This window comes from Vibrio sabulosilitoris (assembly GCF_055391395.1).
Map to the genome: position 1 here is coordinate 2,307,009 of NZ_AP029599.1, position 14,188 is coordinate 2,321,196.

13 protein-coding genes are annotated in these 14,188 nt (G+C 49.0%); 2 read left to right on the plus strand and 11 right to left on the minus strand.

Features of this window, described 5'->3' with window-relative positions; genetic code table 11:
- Positions 1 to 5: 5 nt before the first annotated feature.
- The 8 genes from ACZ5R2_RS10930 to ACZ5R2_RS10965 are packed head-to-tail and all read right to left on the minus strand — an operon-like array spanning position 6 to position 7,396.
- Positions 6 to 764: a sulfite exporter TauE/SafE family protein gene (locus tag ACZ5R2_RS10930; protein WP_464902279.1), complete on the minus strand. Its 759-nt coding sequence runs from the start codon at positions 762 to 764 to the stop codon at positions 6 to 8.
- Positions 765 to 786: 22 nt separating this feature from the next.
- Positions 787 to 1,731 (minus strand): ester cyclase, encoded by a 945-nt coding sequence (locus ACZ5R2_RS10935; protein ID WP_464902357.1) that lies wholly within the window; start codon positions 1,729 to 1,731, stop codon positions 787 to 789.
- Positions 1,732 to 1,747: 16 nt separating this feature from the next.
- Complete coding sequence (locus ACZ5R2_RS10940) at positions 1,748 to 2,764, minus strand: ester cyclase (protein ID WP_464902280.1); 1,017 nt, start codon at positions 2,762 to 2,764, stop codon at positions 1,748 to 1,750.
- The gene (locus ACZ5R2_RS10945; protein ID WP_464902281.1) at positions 2,761 to 3,294 is read right to left on the minus strand and encodes an ester cyclase; all 534 of its coding nucleotides are present in this window, start codon (positions 3,292 to 3,294) and stop codon (positions 2,761 to 2,763) included. Before ACZ5R2_RS10945 ends, ACZ5R2_RS10940 begins: the two co-directional genes overlap by 4 nt.
- 17 nt (positions 3,295 to 3,311) lie before the next feature.
- Complete coding sequence (locus ACZ5R2_RS10950) at positions 3,312 to 4,142, minus strand: carbohydrate ABC transporter permease (RefSeq protein WP_464902282.1); 831 nt, start codon at positions 4,140 to 4,142, stop codon at positions 3,312 to 3,314.
- Positions 4,142 to 4,996: a carbohydrate ABC transporter permease gene (locus ACZ5R2_RS10955; RefSeq protein ID WP_464902283.1), complete on the minus strand. Its 855-nt coding sequence runs from the start codon at positions 4,994 to 4,996 to the stop codon at positions 4,142 to 4,144. The genes ACZ5R2_RS10950 and ACZ5R2_RS10955 overlap by 1 nt, the downstream gene beginning before the upstream one ends.
- 7 nt (positions 4,997 to 5,003) lie before the next feature.
- The gene (locus ACZ5R2_RS10960) at positions 5,004 to 6,293 is read right to left on the minus strand and encodes an ABC transporter substrate-binding protein (protein WP_464919413.1); all 1,290 of its coding nucleotides are present in this window, start codon (positions 6,291 to 6,293) and stop codon (positions 5,004 to 5,006) included.
- Between the two features lie 14 nt (positions 6,294 to 6,307).
- Positions 6,308 to 7,396, minus strand: a complete 1,089-nt coding sequence (locus ACZ5R2_RS10965; RefSeq protein ID WP_464902285.1) for an ABC transporter ATP-binding protein — start codon at positions 7,394 to 7,396, stop codon at positions 6,308 to 6,310.
- 413 nt (positions 7,397 to 7,809) lie between these two features.
- Here ACZ5R2_RS10965 and ACZ5R2_RS10970 point away from each other — a divergent pair, with 413 nt between their 5' ends.
- Positions 7,810 to 8,796, plus strand: coding sequence for a LacI family DNA-binding transcriptional regulator (locus ACZ5R2_RS10970; protein ID WP_464899416.1), 987 nt, complete (start codon positions 7,810 to 7,812; stop codon positions 8,794 to 8,796).
- 476 nt (positions 8,797 to 9,272) lie between these two features.
- Positions 9,273 to 10,091 (plus strand): SDR family NAD(P)-dependent oxidoreductase, encoded by an 819-nt coding sequence (locus ACZ5R2_RS10975; RefSeq protein WP_464899417.1) that lies wholly within the window; start codon positions 9,273 to 9,275, stop codon positions 10,089 to 10,091.
- A gap of 102 nt (positions 10,092 to 10,193) precedes the next feature.
- Here the strand turns inward: ACZ5R2_RS10975 and katG are convergent, their stop codons facing one another.
- The 3 genes from katG to ACZ5R2_RS10990 all read right to left on the minus strand — a co-directional run bounded on the left by katG (position 10,194) and on the right by ACZ5R2_RS10990 (position 14,154).
- Entirely contained in the window at positions 10,194 to 12,365 is a 2,172-nt protein-coding gene (gene katG, locus ACZ5R2_RS10980) for a catalase/peroxidase HPI (protein WP_464899418.1), read from the minus strand.
- Between the two features lie 152 nt (positions 12,366 to 12,517).
- The gene (locus tag ACZ5R2_RS10985; protein ID WP_464899419.1) at positions 12,518 to 12,988 is read right to left on the minus strand and encodes a Dps family protein; all 471 of its coding nucleotides are present in this window, start codon (positions 12,986 to 12,988) and stop codon (positions 12,518 to 12,520) included.
- 227 nt (positions 12,989 to 13,215) lie between these two features.
- Positions 13,216 to 14,154 carry a LysR substrate-binding domain-containing protein gene (locus ACZ5R2_RS10990; RefSeq protein ID WP_464899420.1) on the minus strand — a complete coding sequence of 313 codons (939 nt, stop codon included), beginning with the start codon at positions 14,152 to 14,154 and terminating at the stop codon, positions 13,216 to 13,218.
- Positions 14,155 to 14,188: the final 34 nt, after the last annotated feature.

Sequence of the window (14,188 nt, forward strand, 5' to 3'; positions counted from 1 at the left end):
CCGTGTTACAACGAGATAAACAGCTCCGCTGAGCCATCCCATAGCAACTTAATCCCAGAGATAAACAGAAAGAAATAACACAACTGATAAATCCGCTTTTGGCTCACGCGGTCAAGTAGCCACACCCCAAGCTTGACGCCAATTGGCGCAATGGGAAACAGCACTAAAGCCGTGGTAAGATTGGTCGCATTCATCTTACCTAGCGCAATGTACGGGATCATCTTAAACAGATTCATTGCCCCAAACAGCACCGCCATGGTGCCAATCATCTCCATCTTATTCAGCCTTTGCGGCAGTAAATAAATACTGATCGGCCCACCACCTGCGTGAATCGTGGTACTGGAAAAACCGCTTAGCAGGCTCCAGAAATACCCTTGCGCCTTGCGTGGCGGCCGACTCGCTTCGGTCTTGGACAGCACATACTGGATACTAAACAGCACAGAAAGCAGCCCAATCAGGATCTGCAAGCCAAACTCAGGGGTGACACTTAAGAACAACCCAGCAATAAATATCCCCACCACCGCAGATGGCAGCATCACCCACAACTGCTGGTAATTGCAGTTTTTGGCATGATGCGAGATAGCGATGATATCCATAAAAAACAACAGCGGCAGGAGGATTGCCGCCGCTTCAATCGGCGATGTGGTCAATGTCATCAGGGGTACTGCGATAATGCCAAGCGCACCACCGAGTCCCCCCTTGCCGATCCCGTAAATCAAGACGGCAGGGATCGCCGTCAGGTAAAACCAAGGATCTGTAATCATAATATTAGCTTGCTATATAGGTTTAACGGCTAAGTAAGATCTGTTGCCAAATCGCAACCTCGTCAAACAGCACATACTCTCGACGCAGTCCCCACGGGCCAAACTCAGCGTGAGCCGCACCCATGATATACACATCAGCACCGGTTGGAGCGCCAAACATACCTGGCCCCTCGTGCTTACCCTCGAGTGTCCAACGTATCGCAGCGCGCGGTGGCATCATTGGGTCATCACGGCCGATCCGGTGGTGAATCTTAAATTCTGCATTAGGAAACGCCGAGCGCAGGCGCATCCAAAAGCTATCGATTTCAGCATGCGAGTGGGCCTGGACCTCACTTGGGTACTCGGCGATACAGGCGCGATCATATTCCCTAGGGATCACGGAAAATTCTGCCTGCATAATCCGCTCGAGAATATCTTGGTAACGACAGCCCCATTGTGAGTCATTGCCGACACCGTGGTAAGGACCTTGGATATCTTGCTCACGGGTAAAAGGTCGTGGGCATTGCTCCCCCCCACCCGCTTGCTCGATCACGTATGCGGCTTGCTCCTTGGCAGTCTTACCTAGGTGTTTCGCTATCGCACCATGATCGCGAATCATCCACTCGTCATTAATCTGATCATTGATTGCATGACAATCAGCGATGATACGGAACTGGACTTTTTTGCCGGTCTCAAGTTGAGTGGCAGTGGATAAGATCCGGTGTGATGAGTACATGCCATACTCAGGGTCACCTGACCATATCACGTCCTCGCCCAGCAGCACCCGGTCGGGAAACTCAGCCAGCACTCCCATGGTCGCATTAATCACATCAACGTTACCCTGTGACACCGCCAATGGTGTGCGCACCACAATGTCCGGCGCATAGTAATGATGCAGGGAGTGCAATTGACGCTCCTCCCAGATCTCCTTAGTGATACCCAAAATGTAGTCTGGGAAATCTTTGAATTTTGGGTTGAATCCTTTCATCATTTGCTTGGTCCTACTACTTATCAAAATTGCGATAGCGCGCTTTGTTCAGCTCGCGCATTCGAGCCAATACATCCACACCCAGCTGTGCATAGGCGTGGAGAATATCCACCAGCACCCAGTTCTCACGAATCATACCGTTTTCACAGCGCCAGAAATCTAGGCTGCGTAACGTGATCTCTTTATCGCTTGGTGCGATACCTAGCCAGCCATCGCCTGACACCTTCATCGCCATACCCGGCCAACCAGTAAACGCAACATAGTTATCCTCAGCAAACAAATAGCCGTTCTCTTCTATCGTACGCCGGTCCGGCATGGCTTTTAGAAAGGGGATCTGATGCCAATTGCGAAACCCTTTGATCCCGCGGCAGGTACCGATCCCCGACGGGCCATACCAGCTGCATTTTGGGTGCCAACGTTTTTCGAGTTCCATCGCCTCCACGCCGCCCTCGGCGTAGTTCGACAAAGCATCGAGCATATCACCCACTAACTTGAGGCTTTGTTCAGTGCGGTCTGGGCTTGATGCATTGACTAAACCGTCACACGTCGCCGGAGCAGGTGTATGCCACTCACGTCCCAAACTCGGTGACATTGGCCAAGCGCCTGCCTGCATCATCACCTCTGGAATATCCCATAGAGCCTGCATCTCTACGATTTTATTGTTTTCAATACAATAAAATTCATGAAAGCGCATCGAGACCTGATGGCCGGTTGGCGGAATGTCTAACCAGCTATACAGAAAAGCCCCAGTGTAATAGCCTGCGCAGCCAACCCAACATTTGCCTTCTGCTTCACCCACCATGGAGATATAGGTGCGTTTTTCTAGATCTGGAATCGCATTAAGCAGCAGTCCGTAAACCTCCTCCCATAATGCATCCACACCAGAGAGCGTCTCAAATGGATACGCCAGTTGGATCAGCGCCTCTCTATCAAAGCTGGCTTCAATCAGGCTGCGCACCTCAAGCGGGTCAAAGTCGTACATCGCGGCATTGAGCCGGTCGACAACAGCGCGGCTATCTGCTAGCCCTCTCATTCCATCACCTCAGCAGTGTGGACCAAAGGCCCCTGCTCACTGTCCAGGTTCTCCCAACCATGACCAGAAAACGGGTCAACACCAAGCTGCATCATGATGCTCGGAAAATCGACGGTCACATAGTTGTCGACGATCTTGCCATCCTCGACCTTCCAAAAGTCCATGTAACGGATGATGACCTTTTTGCCGGTTGGCTCAATCCCCATAAAGGTGCCAGAGTGGATCGCTTCTTGACGACCAAAGGCCGCGCACCATTGACCTTGTGTAATGCGCGCCTCATCAACGCAAATCTTATTCGAGAACGCCTGTTGGAATGGTCGCTGCCAACCGTCTTGAAACTCTTTTAAGCCATTTTTAAAGCCACAGCCGCCATTGCCCATCCAGCGAAATGACTCGGCGAAAAAGCGTCCCATATTGTCGATATCGTGATCGTTAAGACCATCGACCATAGAGTCAATCACGCGCAAGGTCTCTTCGGTCTGGCTCAGATCGTTGTCTTTGGTCAATACACCTTGTTCTGGACGATTCATAACTACTCCTTAAAAAATTATCCTTTAACCGCTCCGGCAACGAGACCTGATACGATTTTTTTCTGAAAAACAATGATTAATGCAAGAATTGGAATGGTGATAGACACAGCACCTGCCGCGCTCATCGACCAGTATTTAATGTCATCGGCACCAAACTGAGATATTGCCACCGGCATGGTCGCCGCATCGGTCGCGGTCAGCGTCAGTGGGATCAAAAACTCGTTATAGGCCAATAAGAAAGTAAACAAGCCGGTGGTGATAATGCCGGGCCACATCACGGGTACAATGGCTCGCAAGAAGGCTTGGAACTGATTACAACCGTCCATCATTGCCGACTCTTCCAGCTCTTTGGGAATGTTCATAAAGAACGAGCGCATCATCCAGATAGTAAACGGTTGGTTGATGGCCACGAGGATCATGATCAATACCAAGTGGGTATCATACAGCCCAGTAATTCGGGTGAACTCATAGTAAGGAATGAGGAACACCGTGTGAGGTAACGAGCGAAACACCAAGGCTAATAGCAGCAGAACAAAGCCGAGCTTGCCCGAGTAGCGCGCCAAGGCGTAGCCTGCCAAGCAGCCAATAGAGAGTGAAATTACCACCACACCTAGCGTGACGATAACCGAGTTCCATAAAAACGTATTGAACCCAAACTCCAGCCAAAGCCCGGCGTAGTTTGCCGCGGTCGGCTCAAATACCCATACCGGCGGATTAGAGAACGCATCAACGGGGTTTTTAATCGAGGTCATGAAGGTCCAGAAAAACGGGAACGTACAGTACACCAACCAAATAAACAGGACTGGGTAGATCAGCAGTGCACTTTTATTTCGCAATAAGTTTGCCATTAGTGGGCCCCTCTCTGCTCTTTGTAGGTGAGATATAGAAACGGCATCAAGAAGATAAAGATACCCAGCATAGTCAGTACTGAAACTGCGCTGCCTTTTGCCACCGCATCCTGAATAATCCCAATGCGATAGTTGTAGTACATCAGGGTTTCGGTGTTGTTCAGCCCACCAGTCATGATCGCAACGGCATCAAACAGGCGATAGGCATCCATGATGCATATCATCGAGACAAACAGCACCAATGGCGCGAGTGCTGGCAGCATCACGTGTTTGATCTGATCCCAACTGCGCGCTCCATCGAGCACGGATGATTCAATCGTGTCGCTTGGGATGGCCTGTAGCCCGGCAAAGAACACTATCGCGGCGAACGGTGTGACCTGCCAGATGCCATAAAGGATAATCAACAGTCGAGACTCAAAGGTTTCACTAAACCAATACACCTCTATCCCCATTAGGTTGAGCAGATAGGTGACATAACCAAAGTCTTGGAACAGCCAAGAAAAGATCAGCGTACCGACCACGGGGGTGATAACAAAGGGCAGCAAAGTGGCGGCCATAAACACACCGCGAACCTTCTTGTTCATATTGTTAAGCGCCAGCGCAATGCCAAACCCCACGACTAAAACAATTAAGGTCACCGAGACGGTGTAGACAAAGGTAAACTCAAACGCCTGCCAAAACTCGCCGTCAGACAAAATATCGAGATAGTTGTCGAATCCCACCCAACGTAAATCGCCCTTAAAGTTAAATCGATTGAGCGACAGATAGAGCGTCATCACCAAGGGTGCTGACATCAGCAGCACCATGGTGGCAATAGACGGCCCAGAAAATGCGAGAAAATGTCGTCTATTCATACTCATCCTACTCCAAATAGCCCTGGGCTTTGGCCTCGCGATGATAGGCGCGCGCCGCCTCACTCAAGGCGAGTTTGATCTGTTTACGACCGCGTAGTGCGTCTGGTAACTTACTGCCAATTTGGTTATGCGCAATCGAGTAGTAGGCTTGATTTGGAAATGGCTTAGCGCCTTTGGCGATATTGTCATGCATCGCGGTTAGGTAACGGTATTGATCCCCTGATAAACCTTCGCTTGCAGAGCGTCTAGATAAAAAGGCTAACTCGCTCGCGCCGCGCATCGATTCAGCCTTTAACGCCTCCATAAGGACCTTAAACACCAATTCGCGGTCGGCCTTGATTCGATTTGGGATCACATAACCGTCCCAAAATACGCTAGTTGCCGGAATCGACGACGCCACAGTGGCAGTTGGTGCAGTGGCATATTGGATCTTGCCGACAACTTTCGATACCGCGGCATCATCCATTTCAGCGGCGCGTGTACCCCAGATATTACCCATCACGGCTTTGTCTTGCTGTAAGTTGACCATCACTAGGTCATTAGACATAGACAAGGCATTGGGTGACATATAAGGCAGTAGGCCCTGTAAAATCTCCGCAGCTTCAACACCTTTATCACCATCAAACAGCGGTGCACCCTGCTTATCAAAGAACTCACCGCCGAGTGACAAATAGATGTTGGTAAATTCAGTGGCCAAGTTCCAGCCCATACTCATAGCCTGAGCAAGCGGATATTGAATGCCGGCCTCTTGGAGTGTTTTCGCGCTGGCAACCACATCTTGATAGGACTGGGGAACAGACAAACCGTATTGATCAAGTACGTCCTTGCGATAGAAGAACTGCTGCATATTCATTTGCAGTGGCACGGCATAGATTTCGCCATCAACGGTCGCCAAGTCCCAGACGCTTTGTGGAATATCATCCAGGGCGTACTCGTCCCAGTATTTCTCTACTAGGTCGGTAATTGGCTGAATTTGCTGTTTGGTTTGAAACTCGTGAAAGCTCTCAGCCGAGACCTGGATCAGCTCATACGGCACGTTACCTCGACGGCCCGAGAGTACGATTCGTGATTGCTCTTGCACAGCGCTACCGCTGACTAACTTACTGCTCACCTTAAATCCGCTTTGCTCACAAGATTGGATCGCATCAGAAAAGTACTTGAGCACCGCGTAGCTGTTTGATAGCAGCGACAGTTCGCCTTTTGCCTTAACACCAGTCAGATCGCACTGTGCACTTGCCGTCGCGCTGGCTAAAAGAAGTCCAGCTGCTAATAGGTGTTTTTTAAATTTTGTCATCATCTGTTCCCTCAGAATTATGCAGTTAGTTTGGCGACACTCTCTTCAAGGACAAAGTCAATCCGTTGCTCTGTTTGAGAGTTGAATAAGTAGGTATGGTGAAGGTCGAATTGGTAGCCAATGGTGTCGCCAATCTCGACTTGATAGTTTTTATCTGCGCGCGCAACGACCAAGTTGCCATCAATAGCAACCGTAACCAGAGTGCTCTCTCCGGTCATCTCAATCGAGTACACCTCACCAAAGAGATGTCCCTCGTCAGCCAGACATACGGTAATGTCCTCCGGTCTTATGCCTAAGGTGACGCCTGCATTAGAAAGACGCTCAAAGCCGCTCACCTGACAGTTTTTGCTGCTAAAACTGCCTTGTCTTAGCGAGCCCTCAATAAAGTTCATCGAAGGTGAACCAATAAAACTGGCCACAAACAGATTGCGCGGATTGTTGTAGATGTTCTTTGGCGTATCCAGCTGTTGAATCTTACCCTTAAACAGCACTGCAACTCGATCTGCGAGTGTCATCGCCTCAATCTGATCGTGAGTGACATAAATCGTGGTACGCTTAAACTCGTGATGGAGATTTTTCAGCAGTGCACGCATTGAGACGCGCAATTTGGCATCAAGGTTAGACAGTGGCTCATCCATAAGAAAGAACTTTGGTTCACGCACAATCGCCCGCGCTAATGCGACTCGTTGGCGCTGCCCACCAGATAACTGGGCAGGCTTACGATCAAGTAGGTGGTCTAACTCAACCCGCTTGGCGGCTTTGAGCACCCGCTCATGGATCTCCTCCTTTGGCAGTTTTTTCATCTGCAAAGGAAAGGCGATATTGCCATAGACGTTCTTTTGCGGGTAAAGACCATAGCTTTGAAATACCATTGCGATATCGCGATCTCTTGGGTGCCAGTCGTTGACCACTTCCTGATCGAAACGCACTTCACCTGCGGATGGAGTGTCCAATCCCGCGACCATCCTCATTGTCGTGGTCTTGCCACAGCCAGATGGACCAAGAAGAACCAAAAACTCTTTATCGTGGATTTCGAGATTCAGATCCTCGATCACCGTAGTGCCACCCCAAGTTTTCTCTATATTGCTTAATGTGATAGACGCCATGCTTCATCCCTCTGCATTGCCTTCTCGCTATACAATGAATAGATTCTCATTGCATAGGAATTCAGTATTTAAGTTTTTATCGCTAAATTGACTAGAGCAAGTTACGTACCAAACAGAGTAACTTAAGCAATACAACTTAATAATATTGTTATTTTTCAATATCTTAATAAATTTTCACGATATTTGCGGTTACAAAATACCTGATAAATTGCATACGCCTGCATTTTGCATATTATGCATGCACTATGCATTGGCTTACCGTGTGCCATTTTGATGCAATTTATTGCTCTTAATATCGAAAGAAAGTGACATGGTCCACTGATATCGGGAGTAAACGCCATTCCACGTAGTTGGTATCAGATTTGCTACGTCGAACAGACTAGGTTTTGACTAATCAGGATGATAGGAAAACGATGGCGAACGGAAAAATCACCTCCACTGATGTAGCAAAGGTACTTGGCGTCTCTCAATCCATGGTATCCAGAGCGTTTAATCCCAACGCCAGTGTCGCTGAAGATAAACGCAAGAAGATCATTGAGGGAGCACGTAAACTCGGTTACACCCCGAACGCATTAGCCAGAAGCCTGACCTCAAATCGCTCTGGTTTGGTCGCGATTGTCGCCAGTAGTGAGCAAAACCCTATCTATGATGAAATCACCCGTCAACTGACCCTCGCGATTCAAATGAAGGGCTCGCAAAGTGTGTTGTGCTTGGTGAGTGAGCACAATTTTGAGGGAGCGATCTCCAAGGCAATAGAGTATCAAGTTGACGGTATGGTGATCGCCTGCAGTGGTATCAGCAGTGCTCTACTGCAGCGTTGTATTAACCTTGGGATTAGGATCAGCTTTATTAATCAGTATCATCAAGGGGTAGCCGCACAGAGCTATTGCTCCGACAATGAGCAGATTGGTCGAGATGTGGGCAACTATCTCATCGACCGCGGCTATCAAAAAATCGCTTACCTGGCTGGCGATAAAGGCAGTATGGTCAACGAAGAGCGTTGGGCCGGACTGCGCAGCAGCTTGTTCGATAGAAACGCCGAGCCGCCACTTTATCTCTCGGGCAGCTTTTCGTTCCAATCGGGCATTGAAGCTGCCGAACTATTACCGACTAAGCCGCAAGAGATAGATGCGGTCTTCTGCGCCAGTGATATTATCGCCATTGGCTTGATCGAAGGGCTGAAAAAAACGCCTGATTATCGGCATATCGCGATTATTGGCGTGGATAACATCCCGATGGCAAGCTGGCCTTCTTTTGAACTGACGACGGTTGAACAGCCGCTGACACTGCTAGTTCACGACTGTATCAACACCTTATTCGATCAGATCCACTTCAACCGTTATTGCGATGGACAGTATCACTATTATCGAGCCAAGATCATTGAGAGAAGGACGACATAATATTGAAAAAGCTCTACCCCAATCGATATAGAACCTAATTAGCCACTATTTCTGCGAATAAGACCATTGACACCAAGCCACAAAAATAACCACCAAATGCCGCTACTAGCATCTTTGTCGGAGATTGCGCAGCGTCCGTATTAAACATAGCCATAGTTTGCATATGTCGGTTTAAGGCTTCGTTATTGACTGGCCTAGGGTAAATTCCATATCAACACGCGTTGGCAATCCCGTTGGAGAAAAAATCATAACCGTTTGGGTCAACAATAATGACATTTTGGTCTAGCTTTTATACGCAGAATGGTCAACATTATGCGTATAAGCATCCTACAAAAAATACACTCACACCTTTTGCTCATTCGGATTGGCGCCTAACTTTCCTGTGATAAGCCCAAAAAATCTCTCTCTGTCTGGGTTTGCGTTACTAGAGATGGATGCTTTATCTGACATAAGTTAACCTTTTGGAGATTGATTTAATGAAACAAGTCATTGTTATAACAGGTTCCACTGGCGGCGTAGGACAACTGATCGCCCGTGGTTTAGGCTCAAAAAACCGACATATCATTTGTGTTGGGCGTAATGAGTCGCTACTAATTAATCAGGTCAATGAGCTTGCATCAACCTCCTCACCAGAGGCTAAGTTTTCTTATCGAGTTACCGACATGATGGATGCGGTTCATGTTGACAACGTCGCTCGCAGTATCTTGCACGAGTTTGGCAAGATTGATATGTGGATCAATAACGTTGGCGTGAATAATATCAAAGCCATGGGACCGACGTGGGGGGTCGAGCCTAGTGAGTGGTTGAAAGAAGTAGAGCTCAACCTCTTCACTGCGTTTGCCGGCACCTCTGCCGCTATCAAAGTAATGAAAGATCAGCCCAAAGGTTACGTAGTCAACTTAGGTGGCGGCGGTGCGGACACCCCCAAGCCGTTCGGCTCGGCTTACGGTGCTGCAAAGGCAGCAGTGGTCAAGTTTAGTGAGACGGTAAACCAAGAGTTGGTCGAGCAAGGCTATAATATCCGTGCTTTCTGTTTCAACCCTGGCTTTATTCGCAACACCCGAACCGAGGCCTTAGTCGAATCTGATATCGCGCAAAAATACATGCCGATCCTGGCAGAAGTGATGAACAGTGACAAAATGTCGAGCATTGATGATTCTTTGTTCGTCTTGGAATCGATCTGTTCGGGTGACGTCGACGAACTCGCCGGTGGGTATTTGTTCGCTGATACGTTCAAGCAAAATCTAGATAGTGGGTTAGATAAACAATCCTTCTATCTGCGTTGCAACAACTAAATTCAGTGACGAGGGGCGAGCAGTTTTTCAAGCGCTTCCCCAAAAAATAAAAGCCTACCTAACCGTGTTGGTTAGGTAGGCTTTGGTTTCACAACGTGCAGTCTAGCTCAGATCGAATCTGTCGGCGTTCATTACTTTTGTCCAGGCGGCAACGAAGTCGTGGACAAACTTCTCCTTGTTGTCATCCTGTGCATAGAGCTCTGCATACGCGCGCAGAATCGAGTTAGAGCCGAAGACTAGGTCGGCTCGCGTCGCTGTCCAAGCGGCAGTCCCCGTTTGACGACTGCGGATCTCATAGAGGTTCTTGCCTGTTGGCTCCCAGGTGTAATTCATGTCGGTCAGGTTGACGAAAAAGTCGTTAGTCAGTTGCCCTACTCGGCTGGTCAACACACCGTGCAGTTCACCGCCATAATTAGCGCCCAACACTCTCATACCTCCAACCAATACCGTCATTTCACTCGCCGTCAGTCCCATTAGCTGCGCCCGATCAAGCAGCATCTCCTCAGGCATCACCTTATAGTCCTGCTTCAGCCAGTTACGGAAACCGTCATGGACCGGCTCGAGCACCTCAAACGAGTCTTGATCGGTCATGTCCTGACTGGCATCCCCTCGGCCCGGTGCAAATGGCACATCGATATCCACACCCGCTGCTTGTGCTGCCTGCTCTACGCCGACGTTACCCGCCAAGACAATCACATCAGCCAGACTGGCTCCGCTGTCATCGGCGATATTACCAAGAACCGTGAGCACTCTAGAGAGGCGTTCTGGCTCATTACCCACCCAATCTTTTTGCGGCGCAAGACGGATTCGAGCACCGTTAGCCCCACCGCGATTGTCTGAGCCACGGAAAGTTCTCGCACTGTCCCAAGCAGTCGCGACCATATCACCAATCGACAGTCCACTTGAGGCTATCTTAGCTTTGACTGAGTCAACATCATAGCTTGTACTGCCTTTGGGAACCGGGTCTTGCCAAATCAAATCTTCTGCGGGCACTTCTGGCCCGATATAACGCGCTTTCGGGCCCATGTCTCGGTGTGTCAGCTTGAACCATGCGCGAGCAAACACCTCTGAGAAGTAGGCCGGATCATTATAAAAACGCTCAGAAATCTTGCGATACTCTGGGTCCATCTTCATCGCCATATCGGCGTCGGTCATGATCGGATTATGACGTACTGAAGGGTTCTCGGCATCAACGGGCTTGTCCTCTTCTTTGATGTCGACTGGCTCCCATTGCCATGCGCCAGCAGGACTCTTCTTCAGCTCCCAGTCGTAATTAAGTAACAAACTAAAGTAGCCGTTATCCCATTGGGTTGGGTTAGTTGTCCATGCCCCTTCGAGTCCACTAGTGACAGAATCAGCACCAATTCCACGATTGGTTTTGTTGAGCCAACCAAGAGCTTGGTCGTGAATATCACCGCCCTCTGGCTCGGGGCCAAGTAGCGTGGCATCACCGTTACCATGTGCTTTACCAACGCTATGACCACCGGCGGTGAGCGCTACCGTCTCTTCATCATTCATGGCCATACGACCAAAGGTCACGCGGACGTCATGTGCGGTTTTGAGTGGGTCTGGATTACCATCAACCCCTTGGGGATTAACATAAATAAGGCCCATGGTGACGGCGGCGAGTGGGTTTTCCAAATCGCGCTCACCAGAGTAGCGGCTGTTGGGATTATCTGTTGGCGCCAGCCACTCTTGCTCTGAGCCCCAATAAATGTCTTTTTCTGGATGCCAAATGTCTTCTCGACCAAAGCCAAAGCCAAACGTTTTGAGTCCCATTGACTCATAAGCGATGGTGCCAGCATAGGCGATAAGGTCAGCCCAACTCAGACTATTACCGTATTTCTTTTTAATTGGCCACAAGATGCGTCGTGCCTTATCTAAGTTGGTATTATCAGGCCATGAGTTGAGGGGAGCAAAACGTAAGTTACCGGTTCCTGCACCACCACGACCATCGGCGATACGGTAAGTACCCGCCGCATGCCAAGTCATACGGATCATTAGACCACCGTAGTGTCCCCAGTCTGCTGGCCACCACTCTTGGCTATCGGTCATTAGAGCGATCAGATCTTGTTTCAGCGCGGAAAAATCGAGTTTTTTGACAGCTTCTTGATAGTTGAAGCCATTCATGGGGTTAGTTTTGTCATCGTGTTGGTGGAGGATGTCTAGATTCAGCGTCTTTGGCCACCAGTCCATTTCTGTCCGGTTGTTGGTCGTCATCGAACCGTGCATAAATGGGCAGCCGCCCGACGACTGAGTTTTATCATTTGGCATAATAACTCTCCTTATTTCGTCCTTTCCAAGTGCTACTTGGTAAAGCTAGCGGCCGGCACCCAGTTACGGCGATACAACTCTGTTAACGTGGCCAACTAACCTGTCGTTTTACTACTTATCTCTATTGCGTACGTGCTTGTTTAAAGAGTGTGCTACTTTTGAATCGTTCTCAACATCCAAGCGGTTTTCTCATGGATGCGCATGCGATCAGACACCAAAGCGACACTCGATTCGTCATCGGCCTGCTGCGCAAGTTTCAATACCTCACGCGCTGTTCTTACCACGCGCTCGTGCCCTTTGGTGAGGATATCAACCATCTCGGCGGCACTAGGCACACCCTCCACTTCCTCTACAGAACTGAGGCGTGAGAATTCGTGAAAGGTTCCAGGCGCGGGTACATCGAGGGTACGAATACGCTCAGCGATGTCATCAACCGCGGTGGCAAGTTCGGTGTAGTGTTCTTCGAACATCAGGTGGAGTTCACGAAAAAGGGGCCCTTCCACATTCCAATGAAAGTTGTGGGTCTGCAGGTACAGAGTGTAGGAGTCTGCCAGTAGTCTTTTTAAGCCATCTGCAGTGCTCAGTCTATCTTCATCATCAATACCGATATCGATTTTGCTCATACTTATTGCCTCTCGTCTGGTGCGAAAATGCGATGCATAAGTTGTGTAAAAGTTAGGACAAGTATTGTTGAGAACGAGATATTTGTAAAAGTGATAAGATTGAAGATAGTGTTCGCTTTTTTAGAATGATCCAACCGATACATTAGGTTTTGACTAACAAAAAAACCAACATACTGAGTTTATTGAAAAGTCTTCGAGACTCAACAAAACTGCACCTAGCCGCAAAGCTATTTTTCCTCGTAACTAGAAGCGTTGCGTCCCCGCTCCCCAGCGCTTTCTTTGAGGGACTTGCGCGCCAAATCCGCGAGTATTTCCAAGCTTGCGACATTGACGTAATTAGGCCTAAATATTAGCGCAATCCGTCGGTGTGGGCTCGGCTCCTCGAGATGGACGACCGACAAGTTTGGGTATTGATCGACCAACTGCCCTATCGCCATCTTGGGGATCAAGGTTGACCCCATGCCGCTGATCACCATTTGGATCAGCGTATTTAAGCTGGTTGCGCGATAGCCTTGGTTGGTGTCTTGCTCGGGTAAGCGACATACATCAAGGATTTGATCCTTCAAGCAATGTCCGTCCTTAAGCAGCATCAGGTTGCTTGTGGTTAGGTCGTCGGTGGTGACACCGGTTTGGTTGGTATGCTCTTGCCCAGTCTGCGCAACCCAATAGAAGTCCTCCTGCCAAAACTCGATACTCAGTAAGCCCTGACAAGGAAATGGTAAGGCCAGCACGGCCGTGTCAATCTCGCCTCGCTGGACCATATCAACCAAGACATGGGACTGCTCTTCGAAGATATTTAGCGTCGCCTCAGGATAGTGGCTTTTCACCTCTGACATTAATCTTGGCAACAGGTAGGGAGCAATCGTTGGGATCATGCCAATACTCATCGGAAAACTAAAAGGTTGGCCATGGCTCTCAGCTAAGTGAACCAGTTCATCAATCTGATCTAGAATGTTTCTCGCTTTCTCTACCACCTCCTCACCGTGCTGAGTTAGGAGGACTTTTTTGTTGTCTCGCTCGAATATCTTGATGCCTAATTGGCGCTCGAGTTCATTAAGTCCAGTGCTCAAACTGGACTGACTAACGTGGCATAGCTCGGCCGCTTTTCTAAAATGCATCGTTTTGGCCACGGCAAGTGCATAAGTTAACTGTTTCACCGATATCATAATCCCTCGCTCGTCTTATCCTTTTTGTCCGCCT